The 17,721-nt window shown below is 53.9% G+C and carries 17 protein-coding genes; 10 read left to right on the top strand and 7 right to left on the bottom strand.

Features of this window, described 5'->3' with window-relative positions:
• Positions 1–100: 100 nt before the first annotated feature.
• The 10 genes from atpE to glmS all read left to right on the top strand — a co-directional run bounded on the left by atpE (position 101) and on the right by glmS (position 10,085).
• On the top strand, positions 101–358 hold the full coding sequence (atpE, locus tag ACMDB8_RS27860) for a F0F1 ATP synthase subunit C (RefSeq protein WP_003097235.1): 258 nt from the start codon (positions 101–103) through the stop codon (positions 356–358).
• Between the two features lie 58 nt (positions 359–416).
• On the top strand, positions 417–887 hold the full coding sequence (locus ACMDB8_RS27855; protein WP_008045681.1) for a F0F1 ATP synthase subunit B: 471 nt from the start codon (positions 417–419) through the stop codon (positions 885–887).
• A 12-nt stretch (positions 888–899) separates the two neighbouring features.
• Positions 900–1,436, top strand: a complete 537-nt coding sequence (locus ACMDB8_RS27850; protein ID WP_008045680.1) for a F0F1 ATP synthase subunit delta — start codon at positions 900–902, stop codon at positions 1,434–1,436.
• A gap of 21 nt (positions 1,437–1,457) precedes the next feature.
• A complete protein-coding gene (gene atpA / locus ACMDB8_RS27845; protein WP_030132553.1) occupies positions 1,458–3,002 on the top strand; it encodes a F0F1 ATP synthase subunit alpha in 1,545 nt (514 codons plus the stop codon).
• Between the two features lie 50 nt (positions 3,003–3,052).
• Positions 3,053–3,913, top strand: a complete 861-nt coding sequence (gene atpG / locus ACMDB8_RS27840) for a F0F1 ATP synthase subunit gamma (protein WP_008045673.1) — start codon at positions 3,053–3,055, stop codon at positions 3,911–3,913.
• Between the two features lie 27 nt (positions 3,914–3,940).
• Complete coding sequence (gene atpD, locus ACMDB8_RS27835; protein ID WP_008045671.1) at positions 3,941–5,320, top strand: F0F1 ATP synthase subunit beta; 1,380 nt, start codon at positions 3,941–3,943, stop codon at positions 5,318–5,320.
• 45 nt (positions 5,321–5,365) lie between these two features.
• Positions 5,366–5,791 (top strand): F0F1 ATP synthase subunit epsilon, encoded by a 426-nt coding sequence (locus ACMDB8_RS27830; RefSeq protein ID WP_007969909.1) that lies wholly within the window; start codon positions 5,366–5,368, stop codon positions 5,789–5,791.
• 113 nt (positions 5,792–5,904) lie between these two features.
• Positions 5,905–7,272, top strand: a complete 1,368-nt coding sequence (gene glmU / locus ACMDB8_RS27825) for a bifunctional UDP-N-acetylglucosamine diphosphorylase/glucosamine-1-phosphate N-acetyltransferase GlmU (protein ID WP_056726777.1) — start codon at positions 5,905–5,907, stop codon at positions 7,270–7,272.
• Positions 7,273–7,474: 202 nt separating this feature from the next.
• Positions 7,475–8,251 carry a DeoR family transcriptional regulator gene (locus ACMDB8_RS27820; RefSeq protein WP_008018362.1) on the top strand — a complete coding sequence of 259 codons (777 nt, stop codon included), beginning with the start codon at positions 7,475–7,477 and terminating at the stop codon, positions 8,249–8,251.
• Between the two features lies 1 nt (position 8,252).
• A complete protein-coding gene (gene glmS, locus ACMDB8_RS27815; RefSeq protein WP_056726778.1) occupies positions 8,253–10,085 on the top strand; it encodes a glutamine--fructose-6-phosphate transaminase (isomerizing) in 1,833 nt (610 codons plus the stop codon).
• A gap of 124 nt (positions 10,086–10,209) precedes the next feature.
• Here glmS and ACMDB8_RS27810 read toward each other — a convergent pair whose 3' ends face one another.
• From ACMDB8_RS27810 to ACMDB8_RS27780, 7 genes are all read right to left on the bottom strand, one after another.
• Positions 10,210–11,388 carry a spermidine synthase gene (locus tag ACMDB8_RS27810; protein ID WP_223542687.1) on the bottom strand — a complete coding sequence of 393 codons (1,179 nt, stop codon included), beginning with the start codon at positions 11,386–11,388 and terminating at the stop codon, positions 10,210–10,212.
• A gap of 44 nt (positions 11,389–11,432) precedes the next feature.
• On the bottom strand, positions 11,433–12,737 hold the full coding sequence (locus ACMDB8_RS27805; RefSeq protein WP_150757425.1) for an MFS transporter: 1,305 nt from the start codon (positions 12,735–12,737) through the stop codon (positions 11,433–11,435).
• Positions 12,738–12,782: 45 nt separating this feature from the next.
• On the bottom strand, positions 12,783–13,910 hold the full coding sequence (moeB, locus tag ACMDB8_RS27800) for a HesA/MoeB/ThiF family protein (protein WP_223542686.1): 1,128 nt from the start codon (positions 13,908–13,910) through the stop codon (positions 12,783–12,785).
• A gap of 277 nt (positions 13,911–14,187) precedes the next feature.
• Entirely contained in the window at positions 14,188–14,958 is a 771-nt protein-coding gene (locus tag ACMDB8_RS27795) for a hypothetical protein (protein WP_409078210.1), read from the bottom strand.
• Between the two features lie 3 nt (positions 14,959–14,961).
• Entirely contained in the window at positions 14,962–15,633 is a 672-nt protein-coding gene (locus ACMDB8_RS27790) for a TfuA-like protein (protein ID WP_223542684.1), read from the bottom strand.
• Positions 15,614–16,831 (bottom strand): YcaO-like family protein, encoded by a 1,218-nt coding sequence (locus ACMDB8_RS27785; RefSeq protein ID WP_223542683.1) that lies wholly within the window; start codon positions 16,829–16,831, stop codon positions 15,614–15,616. Before ACMDB8_RS27785 ends, ACMDB8_RS27790 begins: the two co-directional genes overlap by 20 nt.
• Before the next feature lie 91 nt (positions 16,832–16,922).
• Positions 16,923–17,093: a hypothetical protein gene (locus ACMDB8_RS27780; protein WP_191624899.1), complete on the bottom strand. Its 171-nt coding sequence runs from the start codon at positions 17,091–17,093 to the stop codon at positions 16,923–16,925.
• Between the last annotated feature and the right edge of the window lie 628 nt (positions 17,094–17,721).

Below are 17,721 nucleotides of genomic sequence, written 5' to 3'. Positions count from 1 at the left end.
TAAAACGGGAAGGTGCTCCTTACGGGGCATCTGAAACGATTTGTTTTACCGCTTTAATCTAAAAAACCTAAACCATACGACGTAAAAGTCGGGAGGAAAGATGGAAACTGTAGTTGGTCTAACCGCTATCGCTGTTGCACTGTTGATCGGCCTGGGCGCACTGGGTACCGCAATTGGTTTCGGCCTGCTGGGCGGCAAGTTCCTGGAAGGCGCAGCGCGTCAGCCAGAAATGGTTCCAATGCTGCAAGTTAAAATGTTCATCGTTGCCGGTCTGCTCGACGCCGTAACCATGATCGGTGTTGGTATCGCTCTGTTCTTCACCTTTGCGAACCCGTTCGTTGGTCAAATCGCTGGCTAATTACTCGGATCTTCCGGGTAATTTGGTGTGATGGACAACGTAACTGCGAGGTGTTGGCGTGAACATTAATGCGACCCTGATTGGCCAGTCCGTTGCGTTCCTGATTTTTGTACTGTTCTGCATGAAGTTCGTATGGCCTCCGGTCATTGCGGCTCTGCACGAACGTCAAAAGAAGATCGCTGATGGTCTGGACGCTGCCAGCCGTGCAGCTCGCGACCTGGAGTTGGCCCAAGAGAAAGCGGGTCACCAACTGCGCGAAGCGAAAGCTCAGGCAGCTGAAATCATCGAGCAAGCCAAGAAACGCGGTAACCAGATTGTCGAAGAGGCTGTTGAAAAAGCCCGTGTCGACGCTGACCGTGTGAAGGTTCAGGCTCAAGCCGAGATCGAACAGGAACTGAACAGTGTCAAAGACGCGCTGCGTGCCCAAGTGGGCTTGCTGGCAGTCGGCGGCGCCGAGAAGATCCTGGGTGCCACAATCGATCAAAACGCGCACGCAGAGCTGGTTAACCAACTGGCTGCTGAAATCTAAGCGAGGGCGATCATGGCAGAACTGACCACGTTGGCCCGACCTTACGCTAAGGCGGCCTTCGAGCACGCTCAGGCCCACCAGCAACTGGCCAATTGGTCAGCCATGCTCGGCCTGGCTGCAGCGGTGTCGGAAGACGACACCATGCAGCGCGTGCTCAAGGCCCCGCGACTGACGAGCGCAGAAAAGGCCGCCACGTTCATTGACGTGTGCGGCGACAAGTTTGATGCCAAGGCACAGAACTTCATCCACGTCGTTGCCGAAAACGACCGTCTCCCGCTGTTGCCGGAGATTGCCGCTCTATTCGACCTGTACAAGGCCGAGCAAGAGAAGTCGGTAGACGTTGAAGTGACCAGTGCTTTCGCATTGAACCAAGAACAGCAAGACAAACTCGCCAAGGTTCTCAGTGCACGACTCAACCGGGAAGTGCGCCTGCAAGTTGCGGAGGACGCTGCCCTTATTGGTGGTGTCGTCATCCGCGCCGGCGACCTGGTTATCGATGGCTCGATTCGCGGCAAAATCGCGAAACTTGCCGAAGCATTGAAATCTTGAGTTTGAAGGGGCAGCAGAGCAATGCAGCAACTCAATCCTTCCGAAATAAGTGAAATTATCAAGGGCCGCATCGACAAGCTCGATGTGACCTCCCAAGCCCGTAACGAAGGCACTGTCGTCAGCGTATCTGACGGTATCGTGCGGATTCACGGTCTGGCCGACGTAATGTACGGCGAGATGATCGAGTTTCCGGGCGGCGTCTTCGGTATGGCCCTCAACCTGGAGCAAGACTCCGTAGGTGCCGTTGTATTGGGCGCATACCAGTCTCTGGCTGAAGGCATGAGCGCCAAGTGCACTGGCCGCATCCTGGAAGTTCCGGTTGGTAAGGAACTGCTGGGTCGCGTAGTCGACGCACTGGGTAACCCTGTTGACGGCAAAGGTCCACTGGGCAACACCGAGACCGACGCGGTCGAGAAAGTTGCTCCAGGCGTGATCTGGCGTAAGTCGGTAGACCAGCCTGTACAGACTGGCTACAAGGCTGTCGATGCCATGATCCCTGTCGGCCGTGGCCAGCGTGAGCTGATCATCGGTGACCGTCAGATCGGTAAAACCGCTCTGGCGATCGACGCGATCATCAACCAGAAGAACAGCGGCATTTTCTGCGTCTACGTAGCAATCGGTCAGAAACAATCGACCATCGCCAACGTGGTTCGCAAGCTGGAAGAAAACGGCGCCCTGGCCAACACGATCATCGTGGCTGCCAGTGCTTCGGAATCTCCTGCGCTGCAATTCCTGGCACCGTACTCCGGTTGCACCATGGGTGAATTCTTCCGCGACCGCGGTGAAGACGCGCTGATCGTTTATGACGATCTGTCCAAGCAAGCAGTGGCTTACCGCCAGATTTCCCTGCTGCTGCGCCGTCCACCAGGCCGTGAAGCTTACCCAGGCGACGTGTTCTATCTCCACTCCCGTCTGCTGGAGCGCGCATCCCGCGTTTCGGAAGAATACGTAGAGAAGTTCACCAACGGCGCAGTGACCGGCAAAACCGGTTCCCTGACCGCACTGCCGATCATCGAAACCCAGGCTGGCGACGTTTCCGCGTTCGTTCCGACCAACGTGATTTCCATCACCGACGGTCAGATCTTCCTGGAATCGGCCATGTTCAACTCGGGCATCCGCCCTGCAGTGAACGCCGGTGTTTCGGTATCCCGTGTGGGTGGTGCCGCTCAGACCAAGATCATCAAGAAGCTGTCCGGTGGTATCCGTACCGCTCTGGCTCAGTACCGTGAACTGGCCGCATTCGCCCAGTTCGCTTCTGACCTGGACGAAGCGACCCGTAAGCAACTTGAGCATGGTCAGCGCGTTACCGAGCTGATGAAGCAGAAGCAATACGCACCAATGTCGATCGCTGACATGGCGCTGTCGCTGTATGCCGCTGAGCGTGGGTTCCTGACTGACGTTGAAATCGCCAAGATCGGCAGCTTCGAGCAAGCGCTGATTGCTTTCTTCAACCGCGATCACGCCGATTTGATGGCGAAGATCAACGTGAAAGGTGACTTCAATGACGAAATCGACGCTGGCATGAAAGCCGGTATCGAGAAGTTCAAGGCCACCCAAACCTGGTAAGCCGCAGCGGGAGCCGCAAGGCTCCCGCTTGCTAACCTGATAGGTGTTACATGGCAGGCGCAAAAGAGATTCGCAGTAAGATTGCGAGCATCAAAAGCACGCAAAAGATTACCAGCGCCATGGAAAAAGTGGCGGTCAGCAAAATGCGCAAGGCACAAATGCGCATGGCTGCTAGCCGTCCTTATGCGGAGCGTATCCGCCAGGTAATTGGGCATCTGGCCAACGCCAACCCGGAATACCGCCACCCGTTCATGATCGACCGCGAAATCAAGCGTGTGGGTTATGTCGTAGTGAGCAGTGACCGTGGTCTGTGCGGCGGCTTGAACACCAACCTGTTCAAGGCCCTGGTCAAGGACATGGCGGTAAACCGCGAAAACGGCGTCGAGATCGATCTGTGTGTCGTTGGTAGCAAGGGTGCGGCCTTTTTCCGCAACTTCGGCGGTAACGTCGTTGCAGCTATCAGCCACCTGGGTGAAGAGCCGTCGATCAATGATCTGATCGGCAGCGTCAAGGTGATGCTGGATGCCTACCTGGACGGCCGTATTGACCGCCTGTCCGTGGTGTCCAACAAGTTCATCAACACCATGACGCAACAGCCTACCGTGGAGCAGTTGATTCCACTGGTGGCAACCCCGGATCAAGACCTCAAGCACCACTGGGACTATCTCTACGAACCGGATGCCAAGGAGCTGCTGGACGGCTTGATGGTCCGTTACGTGGAGTCGCAGGTCTACCAGGCGGTGGTCGAGAACAACGCGGCTGAACAAGCTGCGCGGATGATCGCGATGAAGAACGCTACCGACAACGCCGGTGATTTGATCAGCGATTTGCAGCTGGTCTACAACAAGGCGCGTCAGGCTGCGATCACCCAAGAGATCTCGGAAATCGTCGGCGGCGCTGCCGCGGTTTAACGGTTCAAATATTCAGAGGATCCAGCTATGAGTAGCGGACGTATCGTTCAAATCATCGGCGCCGTTATCGACGTGGAATTTCCACGCGACAGCGTACCGAGCATCTACAACGCGCTGACTGTACAAAGCGCGGCCGGGACCACCCTGGAAGTTCAGCAGCAGCTGGGCGACGGCGTGGTTCGTACCATTGCGATGGGTTCCACCGAAGGCTTGAAGCGCGGTCTGGACGTTGTCGACTCTGGCGCAGCCATCTCCGTACCGGTCGGTAAAGCGACTCTGGGCCGGATCATGGACGTTCTGGGCAACCCGATCGACGAAGCTGGTCCAATCGCTACCGAAGAGCGTTGGGGCATTCACCGTCCAGCGCCTTCGTTCGCTGAACAGGCAGGCGGCAACGACCTGCTGGAAACCGGCATCAAGGTTATCGACCTGGTTTGCCCGTTCGCCAAAGGCGGTAAAGTCGGTCTGTTCGGTGGTGCCGGTGTAGGCAAGACCGTAAACATGATGGAACTGATCCGTAACATCGCCATCGAGCACAGCGGTTATTCCGTGTTCGCCGGTGTGGGTGAGCGTACTCGTGAGGGTAACGACTTCTACCACGAGATGAAGGACTCCAACGTTCTGGACAAAGTGGCACTGGTTTACGGTCAGATGAACGAGCCGCCGGGAAACCGTCTGCGCGTAGCACTGACCGGCCTGACCATGGCCGAGAAGTTCCGTGACGAAGGTAACGACGTTCTGCTGTTCGTCGACAACATCTATCGTTACACCCTGGCCGGTACTGAAGTATCCGCACTGCTGGGCCGTATGCCTTCGGCAGTAGGTTACCAGCCGACCCTGGCTGAAGAGATGGGCGTTCTGCAAGAACGTATCACTTCGACCAAGGAAGGTTCGATCACCTCGATCCAAGCGGTATACGTACCTGCGGATGACTTGACCGACCCGTCGCCAGCGACCACCTTCGCCCACTTGGACGCTACCGTCGTTCTGTCCCGTGACATCGCTTCCCTGGGTATCTACCCAGCGGTCGATCCACTCGACTCGACTTCGCGCCAACTGGACCCGAACGTAATCGGCCAGGACCACTACGACACCGCTCGCGGCGTTCAGTATGTTCTGCAGCGTTACAAAGAACTGAAGGACATCATTGCGATCCTGGGTATGGACGAGCTGTCGGAAGCCGACAAGCAGTTGGTAAACCGTGCTCGTAAGATCCAGCGCTTCTTGTCGCAGCCGTTCTTCGTGGCTGAAGTCTTCACCGGTGCATCGGGTAAATACGTTTCCCTGAAAGACACCATTGCTGGCTTCAAAGGCATCCTCAACGGTGACTACGACCACCTGCCAGAACAAGCGTTCTACATGGTTGGCGGCATCGAAGAAGCGATCGAGAAAGCCAAGAAACTGTAATCCCGGCGCCCGGCAACGGGCGCTAATTTAGGTTGAGGCAATCAGATGGCTATGACAGTCCATTGCGATATCGTCAGCGCGGAAGGAGAAATCTTTTCCGGTCTGGTCGAGATGGTGATTGCGCACGGTGCACTGGGTGATCTTGGTATCGCCCTGGGTCACGCGCCGCTGATCACTAATCTGAAGCCAGGTCCGATCCGCCTGGTCAAGCAGGGCGGGGAAGAGGAGGTGTATTACATCTCCGGTGGTTTCCTCGAGGTTCAGCCGAACATGGTCAAGGTTCTTGCCGACACCGTGCAACGTGCTGCCGACCTGGACGAAGCCTCCGCTCAGGAAGCCGTCAAGGCTGCCGAGAAGGCACTGCATGAGCGGGGCGCGGAATTCGATTACGGTTCTGCTGCCGCACGTCTGGCCGAGGCTGCAGCTCAGCTGCGCACCGTCCAGCAGATCCGCAAGAAGTTCGGCCACTAAGGCAGCACTTGTTGTGTGATTGATTAAAAAGGGTAGCCTCGGCTACCCTTTTTTCTTTTCCAACTTTTACAACCTGGTCGCAGCCGCTGACCACCCAGGATTGGTAGCCAGTCATGTCTCTTGAAATCGTTATTCTTGCTGCTGGCCAAGGCACGCGCATGCGTTCCGCTTTGCCGAAAGTCTTGCACCCGATTGCCGGCAACTCCATGCTTGGCCATGTTATCCACAGCGCCCGGCAACTTGATCCACAGCGCATCCACGTCGTGATCGGTCACGGTGCCGATGCCGTGCGCGAACGCCTGGCGGCGGATGACCTGAACTTCGTCCTGCAGGATAAACAACTGGGTACCGGTCACGCCGTTGCCCAAGCCGTGCCGTTCATTCAGGCCGACACCGTGCTGGTGCTCTACGGTGATGTGCCGTTGATCGAAGTCGATACCCTGCAGCGCTTGCTCAAGAAGGTGGGGCCGCAGCAGTTGGGCTTGCTGACCGTCGAACTGGATGACCCGACCGGTTACGGTCGGATTGTTCGTGATGCTGCCGGCAAGGTTGCGGCCATCGTCGAACAGAAAGATGCCAACGAAGCTGAACGCAAGATCACCGAAGGCAATACCGGCATTCTGGCGCTACCTTTTGCCCGTCTTGGCGACTGGATGAGCCGACTTTCCAATAACAACGCCCAGGGCGAGTACTACCTGACCGACATCATTGCGATGGCCGTGAGCGATGGTCTGGTGGTGGACACCGAGCAGCCGCACGATGCCATGGAAGTGCAGGGCGCCAATGACCGCAAGCAGCTTTCCGAACTGGAACGGCATTATCAATTGCGCGCCGGTCGTCGTTTGATGGCTCAAGGTGTAACGCTGCGCGACCCGGCACGATTCGACGTGCGTGGAGACGTGACAGTAGGCCGCGACGTGCTGATCGACATCAACGTGATCCTCGAAGGCAAGGTGGTCATCGAAGACGATGTGGTGATCGGCCCGAACTGTGTGATCAAGGATAGCACCCTGCGCAAAGGCGTGGTCATCAAGGCCAACAGCCATATCGAAGGTGCCATTCTGGGTGAAGGCAGCGATGCCGGCCCATTCGCGCGTCTGCGTCCAGGCACCGTGCTGGAAGCGCGAGCCCATGTGGGTAACTTCGTCGAGTTGAAAAATGCTCACCTGGGCGAAGGCGCCAAGGCCGGTCACCTGACCTATCTGGGCGATGCCGAAGTGGGCGCGCGCACCAACATCGGTGCTGGCACAATTACCTGCAACTACGACGGCGCGAACAAGTGGAAAACCGTGCTGGGTGAAGATGTGTTCATTGGCTCCAACAACTCGTTGGTGGCGCCTGTGGATATCCTGGATGGTGCTACCACGGCGGCCGGCTCGACCATTACCTCAACTGTGGATAAATCCCAGTTGGCCATCGGGCGTGGTCGTCAGAGGAACATCGATGGCTGGAAGCGGCCGGAGAAGATCAAGAAGAGCTGAGTTATCCACAGTTCGTTAGATCAAAAGATCGCAGCCTTTGGCAGCTCCTACAGGGTGACCAAAAATCCTGTGTAGGAGCTGCCGGAGGGCTGCGATCTTTTTTAGCTTATCCACAGCTCTTTTTATCGCATGGCGCTTGACGAAGTTTCGCTGATAGGTTTTGATTGCTTCCGTTATCTTTCGAAACGAAACTTACAAGCTCATGTCGAAGCGCAATACCCCTCAGCGTCGTCACAATATCCTCGCCTTGCTCAATGAGCAGGGCGAAGTCAGTGTGGATGAGTTGGCCAAGCGCTTCGAAACGTCGGAAGTTACGATTCGCAAGGATCTGGCGGCACTTGAAAGCAATGGCCTGTTGCTGCGTCGTTACGGCGGGGCGATCACCATGCCTCAGGAGTTGGTCGCGGACCTTGGTCAGCCGGTTTCCAAATACAAGCAAGCCATCGCCCGTGCCGCCGTCGCGCGGATACGCGAGCATGCGCGCATCATTATCGACAGTGGCAGTACCACCGCCTCCATGATCCCGGAACTCGGCCAGCAACCCGGCCTGGTGGTGATGACCAACTCGTTGCATGTCGCCAATGCCCTGAGCGAGCTTGAGCACGAACCGGTGCTATTGATGACCGGGGGTACCTGGGACCCGCATTCCGAGTCCTTTCAGGGGCAGGTTGCCGAGCAGGTACTACGATCCTACGATTTCGACCAGTTGTTTATCGGTGCCGATGGCATCGATCTGGTTCGCGGTACAACCACCTTCAACGAACTGCTCGGGCTGAGCCGAGTCATGGCCGAAGTCGCCCGCGAAGTGGTCGTGATGGTGGAGGCCGACAAGATCGGCCGCAAGATTCCAAACCTGGAACTGCCCTGGAGCAGTGTCCATACCCTTATTACCGATGAACGCCTGCCACTTGAGGCTCGCGATCAGATTCAGGCCCGCGGCATCACTTTGATATGCGCGGCTGTCAGTCAGGAGAAATAGCATGTGTGGAATTGTCGGCGCAGTCGCAGAACGTAACATCACCGCCATCCTCGTCGAAGGCCTGAAGCGCCTCGAATACCGTGGGTATGACAGCGCTGGCGTGGCGGTCTACACCAACGATGAAAAACTCGAGCGCCTGCGTCGTCCGGGCAAGGTCAGTGAACTGGAGCAGGCATTGACCAACGAGCCGCTGGTCGGTCGTCTGGGCATCGCCCACACCCGCTGGGCCACCCACGGTGCACCGTGCGAGCGCAATGCCCACCCGCATTTCTCCGGCGACCTGGCAGTAGTGCACAACGGCATCATCGAAAACCACGAAGCCCTGCGTGAACAACTCAAGGCCCTGGGTTATGTGTTCACCTCGGACACCGACACCGAAGTCATCGCTCACCTGCTGAATCACAAACTCAAGGATCTGAGCGACCTGACCGTGGCCCTCAAGGCAACGGTCAAGGAACTGCACGGCGCTTATGGCCTGGCAGTGATCAGCTCCAAGCAACCTGATCGTCTGGTCGCAGCCCGTAGCGGCAGCCCGCTGGTGATCGGCCTGGGCCTGGGGGAAAACTTCCTGGCGTCCGACCAGTTGGCCCTGCGTCAGGTCACCGACCGCTTCATGTACCTGGAAGAAGGCGATATCGCCGAAATCCGCCGCGACAGCGTGAAGATCTGGGACGTCAACGGCCAGGCTGTCGAGCGCGAAGCCGTGCAGTATCGCGACGGTGCCGAAGCCGCTGAAAAGGGCGAGTTCCGCCACTTCATGCTCAAGGAAATCCACGAGCAACCATCCGTGGTGCAGCGCACCCTGGAAGGTCGTCTGAGCCAGAATCAGGTACTGGTACAGGCATTCGGCCCACAGGCGGCCGAACTGTTCGCCAAAGTACGCAACGTACAGATCGTCGCGTGCGGCACCAGTTACCACGCCGGCATGGTCGCGCGTTACTGGCTCGAAGAACTGGCCGGCATTCCTTGCCAGGTCGAAGTCGCCAGCGAATTCCGCTACCGCAAGGTAGTGGTGCAGCCGGACACCTTGTTCGTGACCATTTCCCAGTCCGGTGAAACTGCCGACACCCTGGCCGCGCTACGCAACGCCAAGGAACTGGGCTACCTCGCCAGCCTGGCGATCTGCAACGTCGGTATCAGTTCGCTGGTGCGTGAATCCGATCTGACCCTGTTGACCCAGGCCGGTCGCGAAATCGGTGTGGCATCGACCAAAGCCTTCACCACGCAACTGGTTGGCCTGTTGTTGCTGACGCTTTCCCTGGGTCAGGTTCGTGGCACCTTGGCCAAAGGCGTCGAAGCGACGCTGGTCGAAGAACTGCGTCGTTTGCCGACCCGTCTGGGCGAAGCGCTGGCCATGGACAGCACCGTGGAAAAAATCTCCGAGCTGTTCGCCGAGAAACACCACACGCTGTTCCTCGGCCGTGGCGCGCAGTTCCCGGTAGCGATGGAAGGGGCACTCAAGCTCAAGGAAATCTCCTACATCCACGCCGAAGCCTATCCGGCCGGCGAGCTGAAACACGGCCCGTTGGCGCTTGTGGATAACGACATGCCAGTGGTGACCGTGGCGCCGAACAACGAACTGCTGGAGAAGCTGAAGTCCAACCTCCAGGAAGTCCGCGCCCGCGGTGGCCAGTTGATCGTCTTCGCAGACGAGAAGGCCGGCATGACCAACGGTGAAGGCACCCACGTGGTGCACATGCCGCACATCCACGACATCCTGTCGCCGATTCTCTACACCATCCCGCTGCAACTGCTGTCGTACTACGTCGCTGTGCTCAAAGGTACTGACGTTGACCAGCCGCGCAATTTGGCGAAGTCAGTCACTGTGGAATAAGTTATCCACAGGTGATTTAAGCTGTTTTTGATTAAAAGTTTTTTGAGATCATCAGCTTAATGTGGTTGACGGGGCGACAAGCTCGCCCCGTCACAGCTCAGTCTTTTCACATTCGACAGTTGAACTATCTTGACGTGGATTTTGTTGTCGTGGGTGTGAGAAATACACTGAGTGATAATCGTGCTAGGGCCCGTCGAAAACCTTCCAATTTAGATAAGTCCCCTCTTGTCCTATGGATAATGACGCCATAGGCGTAGGGGAGTAATCCTTCCAGCCAATCTCTCGGGTGGATGACTATGTTGTTCTCTAATGTTGATACGACCCAATCTGGTAGCCACGACACATCACAGTCCGAGAAGTTAACTTCGCCGGCGATCAGCAATGCGAGCGTAATACGCAGCGAAGACTTTTCTTTCACTAATCGCTCTTGCAGCGCTTGGCAAGCTTCGGGGTTATCCAGTATCGAGCGAAGATCGTCGGGTTTGCTTAGTTTCAACGAGGCTGGAAGCAGCGCAGACAACGCTGGTAACGTGTCCGCCCAGCGTTTTCGTACCTCTTGATCAATCCCTGCGAAATCCAGTGCCGGGGGGATTGGCGGTGTGTGCTGGATAACAGTAGGCACCAAATAGCGCAGACGAAGATTCATGATGTCCATAAAAAGTCGGTCACTGGCGCATAACGACTCCACGGCAGGTACGGTGTCCAGTTTAGTTGATGGCGGCGGTCCAATAATGAACGTTGCATTGCGTCGGTGGGGCAGGTAATGAACGTCGCCCCAGCTATTGTTTAGGCAGTGGGCGAGCCAAGCTTGGGGCGTAGAACCGTTAAGTGGGGCCAGGTTCATTGGGACGCCAAAACCATTGAACACCACGTGACCAAGGGGATTGAGGCGGCTCTTCAATAGTTGATGGAAGTCGTGTTCAAACACGATCGGGGCATAACCGTACTGAGTGTAAAGGTCGACAATAATGACGTCGTAACGGTCGGGGTTGACGACTAGGAATTGCTCGGCATCGGCGATCTCGCTGTCAAAGTCGATATGCGCTGCCATTCGGTTCCGATTTTCGAGGCTGCGCACCAGTGCTGTCTCGTCCAGATCAATAGCCATTAGACTGGTCACCCTGGTGCTGGCTGCGATCGGTGCCAGTCCTACACCGTCTGAAAGTCCTAGCATCAGAACCGAGATGCGATTCTTAGCTGGATCCCCCAGAAAACCGATACAGCCCATGTCATCATAATATTGACCGCAGAAGATCTGTTCGTGTCGAGCAGATCCAAGACGATCCTTGAGCTCCGGCATCATGTAAGGCCACTCCGTTTGAAAGGGCAGGAGTACGGCGACGCACGTTAGTGCGCAAACGCGTTTGGGTATTTGTCCAGATATGCATTATTGAGTTGCGTATCTTGGGAGCGCATGAAAAGTTTAAAGTCCGGTACTAGAAGGACAAGCAGTGATAACACCAACACCATGACGCCTAGCAGCGTAATTGTCAGGGAGACTCCAAAGTAGGTGATCAGGGCGTTCATCGCAAAACTGCCCAAGGGGCTAGCCGCTGCAGACAGAAATGAAACCGTGGCAAAAATCCGGTTGCGATGGAGCTTGGGGGTCGCCAGCAATCTCACCGCAGAGGTAGGAATATTAATTAACATCAGGCCGATGCCGCCGCAGAAAAAGGCCGCTGGTACGATGAACGACGATGAAATAGTGCCAACCACCACAAGGTTACCTCCCAGTAGTGCAAAACCTGCGGAGACGCACATGTCACGGGGGACCCGTTCGGATAACCACCCGATGATTTTGTAACTTCCTGCCAAAATGCCCAGTCCGAAGCACGAATCCAGAAGGCCAATGTAAGTGACCGGATATTGGATGACGTCCTTTACATACAGTGGGATCAAGATAGTGAAAAATGGAAACAGCGCGAAATTGATCAGCATCGCAATAATGGCTAGGTAAAATTCGACTTTCACGCCATAAACCACTTTGAAGCCTGAATAGATCATGCTGAAGCCACTTGCACGTGGTGTTTTTTCGCATGGGTCAACTGCACCGATGTGGCTCGGGATGGTTGCAATCAATGCCCCGGCGATGAGAATTGCAAAAAAATCGGTGACAAAAGCGATAGTGATACCGAACTCGTAAATCAACCCACTGGCCAGTACCGGCCCCAGAAGAATAGAAAAAGATGACATCACACTTTTGGTACGAAAGGCCAAGGAGACTTTATCGTCATCTGTAAACAAAGGAATAATCGACGCCTGGAGAGGGTCGCGTACGCCGACGATCGCACTGCTGAGCATCATCAGGGCGCCTACCGTCCAAGGGTTGAATGTCCCCGTGGCAGACAACAGAACCATCAATAACGCTGTGAGAAAGCTGATCCATGAGGTCAGTTTGATGATGAGTATTTTGTTGTACTTATCGCCTAGCCATCCCAGCAAAGGTTTGGCTAACACCTCCGCCGCGATGGAACAGGCAATCATGTTGGCAAAATAGAGCGCAGAGCCTGTTTCTTGCAGAGCCCACCAAGCCACCGCCAATTGATTGCAACGTCCACCCAAAACCATCAGAAAAAAACTGAATTGCACTTTCAGTAGACGTCGGTCGATGTCGGGCAAACGCCATTTAACACCTGCAAACTTTGCACTCATTGACGTACCTTTGATCCGGATAAGGCGACTACGCCAGTAGGTTGTTCAAGAAACGACGGGGAGAGTTTCATCCGGGTAGATAGCCAGATAGCGCTCGACGCCACCCTCAAGACAATAGAGTTCTGCATCCTGATTGATGCTGCGAACTGCCAGTAAGGCTGCCTTGCTCCTGACACCGGATTTGCAATAAAAAACGATACGGCGGGCAGGGTCGAGTTCTCCCTGGCGCTTGATGATGTCTTTAAGCGGTATTAGCTTACCGCCCAGCGAGCGTTGCTGATGCTCACTGACGTCGCGCACATCGACCAATTGAAATGGCGTATATGTCGCTATCCAGTCATGCAATGTGTCGGGTGATAGCCAGTCGCTCTCGCGCCATGCGGGGATAGATGTGGCGCCAAGCGTATTCCCAAGGGTCCCCGCACGTATTTTTTTGTCGATGTTCAATAGATGGAAAGTGTTGTCTAGACAGTCGATAGACAACAATTGCCCGCTTAAGGGCTCACCGGCATCGAGAATGAGCTTTAGTACTTCATTGGCCTGAAGGCAACCAAGCAAGCCAGGTACGACACCAAGAACGCCCGCTTCCGAGCAGCTATGTGTCAAGTGCGGTGGTGGCGGTGTTTCGAACAGATCTCGGAAGCAAGGCCCCCTTTGGTGAGTGTGCTGGTTGTAATAGTTAAATACCGACACCTGTCCTTCGAATTGACTGATCGCTGCATAGACCATAGGTTTTTCGCACTCGATACAGGCGTCACTGATGAGGTATTTAGCCTCGAAGTTATCAGTGGCATCGACGATAATGTCGTAATCCGCCAGCAGTGACAGGACATTGTCCGTATTCAGCGTCGTGACAACGGTGTGGACGACGATTTCCGGGTTCAACTGATTGATACGACGCTTGGCCGCAAGTACTTTCAGGTCGCCCACATCGGCAATCGTATAGAGAATTTGTCGGTGTAAATTACTCACGTCGACGATGTCGTCATCAACGATACCGATCGTCCCGACGCCGGCACCTGCCAGGTACAAAAGTACCGGGCAGCCTAGTCCCCCTGCGCCGACTACCAACACTTTACTGTCTATGAGGCTTTGTTGCCCCTGAACGCCGATCTCACTAAGGATGACTTGGCGAGCATAACGGGTGGTATCTGTCTTCAGATCGCATTGCATTTCAGCCACCTGCCACTGCGTTAACCAGAATTAAGTGCGCATTACTGTTCAATGGACAATGGCGGTGATGCTCACTGGCCACGGGTATGCCGTCGACAAACAACCCAACGAATGGCAGCGGGTACAAATCCTCAGAGAAGACCGGGCCAATAAGACCGGGAAAACGAGCGGTTAATTTTCTCAGTACATCGTTAATACACAAACCTTCAGTGACGTATGTTTTATGTTGATCGGTATAGGGCATGAACTGTCGGGGAAAGTGTATGACTACCATGGGTCATCCTTGAATGGTGTCAGTTGTCAGATCATTGGAGAACGAATCCAGTCTGGAGGTGATCAGCTTTCCAATTTCGGACAGTTCGGTCGAGGTTTTGAGAGTAGCCAGACTTTTGAGGAAATACTGGTGCAAATAGTCGAGTCGTTCAGGACGAGCTCGCTCGGAACCGCTGGCCAGCAACCGCCGATGGTAATTCACAGCGCTAACCGCAAACAGGCAAGCCAGTAAGACACCTCTAGGATTCTTGTCGCCGGTTCCGGATGGCAGTATGTAGTTGTTAGAACTACCCTTAAGTTGGAAGTCATAAATCTCGGCGATCAGGCTGGACCAGATATGAGAGAGTTCATGCACCAGCAACTCTTCAAGGTCCGTAATAGTTGTAAACGCAGCTTCGCCCAGAAACATTTGTTGCGGTAGTACAGGATTGGTTAGACTAACTTGTTCGTTAGTCAACTTATATATTTTTATCGGTAAGTCCAACAAATTTGTCCATTCCGGAAGCAAGGCTTTCAGGTTACTCTTTGCCTCGGTCAGCATATACAGTTCTGCTTTACCCAACGGTTGATGGGGCGGAAACGTTGGTGCGCCTTCGATGTGTCGGTTATACAAGTTCGTGGCGAAGTCTGGTTGCAAATAGTCGGTTAAAGGTAATTCGCTTCCTTCGATATTTTTACGTACAACCGCGACAAGCGTTAGAAGTTTCATGCTATTGAATACAGGGTTTACAAATGGTAAACCGCCTATTTCAAATAGTATCTCTGATGGCGACATTTTTTATACCTTCCTTGTCCATGGTTGCAGTTTTAGAAAGCTTGCCAAGTCTAGGCTCTTTATTCTGTAGGCGGAAAAGTTAGCTATGGCGCTGTCTATTTGGTTCTCTGAGATAGCGAGTGCTAACAAAGCCTCCCTCAGACGATTTAGTGTTCGATTCCCGTACCACATATTTTTCAGATATGTTAGTAAATCGTGCTCCTGTTCTTGCGTAATTATCTGTTCAGTCGTCCAATGTCTTAAAAACTGTCTGATATGTATAAGTGGTTCGCTGAGTGGAAGAAAAGGCTCTTGTGCTTGATGTATCAGGGTTACCTCATCGTCGGACATGTCTTGGTCGCTGGCGAATAGTCGATACACTTCACCAAAGCCTTTCATTCCAAGCGTATCCATTTCACAGGCGCGAATAGCTCCCATGGACGATAATCCCCAGATGCGCCAACCAGCGTTCATTGCGTCCAGTATCTCGGCATGACCGACTGCCGGGTGCGCATGGAACACGCCATCGACAATTGCAAGGTTTGAAGGGGGGGAATACACCATTAGCCGTTCGATATCACCGCGCTTGATTGGAGGACGCAATACCAGTCCGCCACTGCACAGTAATTGACTATTTATCCCATGTAAGGAGGGACCAGCAAACAGCGTGCATGTCTCAAGCGCTTTGTTTGACATATGTAAGTAACCTCGGACCAACTCTTTTCAAACCAGGTTCAAAGACTTCAAGCCCCGGAATAATTATTCTGACCACAGAAATGTCTTCTGCCGCTTCACTGAGCAGGACTCTTAGTACGGTGCTGAGTCCGACACGCTGCAATCGCTCAATTAGTAACTCCCAAGCCGATTCGATCGTAGGTATTGCGGCTTCTTGGCAATCGATGGAGGAATAATCGATCATCTGATCTCGGGAGGTGGCCACGGTACGCAAGCGTGAAATGGCCTGAAGTTCAACCGAACGCCCCTTCTTCTCGAAGTATTTGACGCGATCGATAATGTCGTCTCGGCCTCCGTGGATGTGGCTTAAACGACTTTGGGCCGCCTCGCAGATGGCCCTGATCAATGCGATTTCCTTAATGGGATGCAACCCTGAGCCCGTAGCCACAGAGATAGGAGAATGGGAGGACTCTTCCATGATAAAAGCCTGAAAGTAGGCCAGGCCAAAACAGTTCTCTGTATAACGAATCGACAGATTTAATCCCGCATCATTGATCTTAATAATAAGAGCATCAATTTCTGTGCTGTAGCTGTCCAGATTGACGAGACGTGAACGGTCATGTACGTGGTTAAAGGCTTGAATATCGCGTTCCATGAGCTCACAAACAGCGTGTACCGAGGCTTCCTCTAAGTCATTACCAGACGCCAAGCCACTTGAGCTTTCCCCGAAGAGTCGTTGCCCTGGGTTTTCGGGGTAGGGGATGAATACCAGTTCTGCTGGTGCAAGTACTTTTTGTTTCCGTAATATATCTTCTACTTCGATAGCCATGATTAGCGAGTCGGGGGCTACGGAGAAGCCATACAGCATGCAGAATTGATTGAATTCTATTCGTCCTTCGTGGCTTTTAATGAGTTGTCTTGGTGTGCTCCTTAACAGTTTCAGTTGCGCGGTGTTGTATTGTGCAAGGCTGAACTCGATGGCTTCCATGTACGCGCCTATCTTAGCCTCTACTGGCCTTAGACCCTTGCCAGCGCTTACGCAAAGAGATCCCTTAAGTGCATCAGGTCGTATGCTGGCGAACACCGGAATGCCGATTCGGTCAAGCCAGGTTGTGTCTGTTACTCGGGTAATTCCCAAGCGAGGGGCTAAATCGTTGATGATAATTTTTAAAGTTTCTTCGGCATTGCGACGACGAAGGCTAGAACTTAACCTGTGCATAAATTATTACACCACCATTAATGAGAGGTATAAGCAAGTTCCATGTTCGGTTTGAAAATAAAAGGGAGGGAATAGCTTCCCTCCCGTTTTTTCAGGCTGCGATTTTAATATCTTCAGGCAGACTCAACACATTGTTGTTCGACTGATGCGCCACAAAACCGGCGTGCATCAGGCTTTCATCGTTGAGAAGCTTGGAGAATTTTTCTGCAGTTTCTACATCAAGTTCTAGGTCGAACGTTTCATTGTTTGATGTGGTATTCATTTTCTTTGTCCTATCACTAATATTACGTTTCGGAAATATCGTTTTGCAGCGGCTATGATTTTTCGCCGGCATTGCAGCTGGCGTCAAACTATTTGCATGATTATTGGGTTGAAGTTTTGTTTTTACGGATACAACTTACACAGCCTAGTAAATTTTCTTACAGTAACTGGCTACGTTAGAGTCCATTCCGCTGAAGACCTCGCAGGCGTGAGCAACGGACCACTGAGGGCCAGATTACCTACTCCAGGCCGGCTTAAGTCCCAAAGGCTTGACGCCAGAAAATATGATTTGAGTCAATAATTAACCTCACCCCGTTTCGAGGGAGGCTTTTTCAGGCGTCGCATTAGATGCTTGTCTTGTTCTTTTGGTGTTACAGCAATCTCTTGAGCACGAATGTGGGTCGCGCTCACCAGCTAACTGCTGTTTAACGATCTCCATCACAGAAGCCGTCATCGCTGCGGTTGAGACACCGCACATAAGGATTCCGTTGGCCGGCTCCAGTGGACTGGACAGCCGCTACAGCGCGAAAGCCCAAGGTCGATAGGTCACGCCGGAAAAATACAGTGATTTCGCGAAGCTTTCGAATTCACGCAGCAGCACGAACAACGCGGCCCAAATGGTCATTTGC

It is taken from the genome of Pseudomonas monachiensis, assembly GCF_047345015.1.
Taxonomy (GTDB): domain Bacteria; phylum Pseudomonadota; class Gammaproteobacteria; order Pseudomonadales; family Pseudomonadaceae; genus Aquipseudomonas; species Aquipseudomonas monachiensis.
This window is presented reverse-complemented; position numbering and strand designations above follow the sequence as displayed.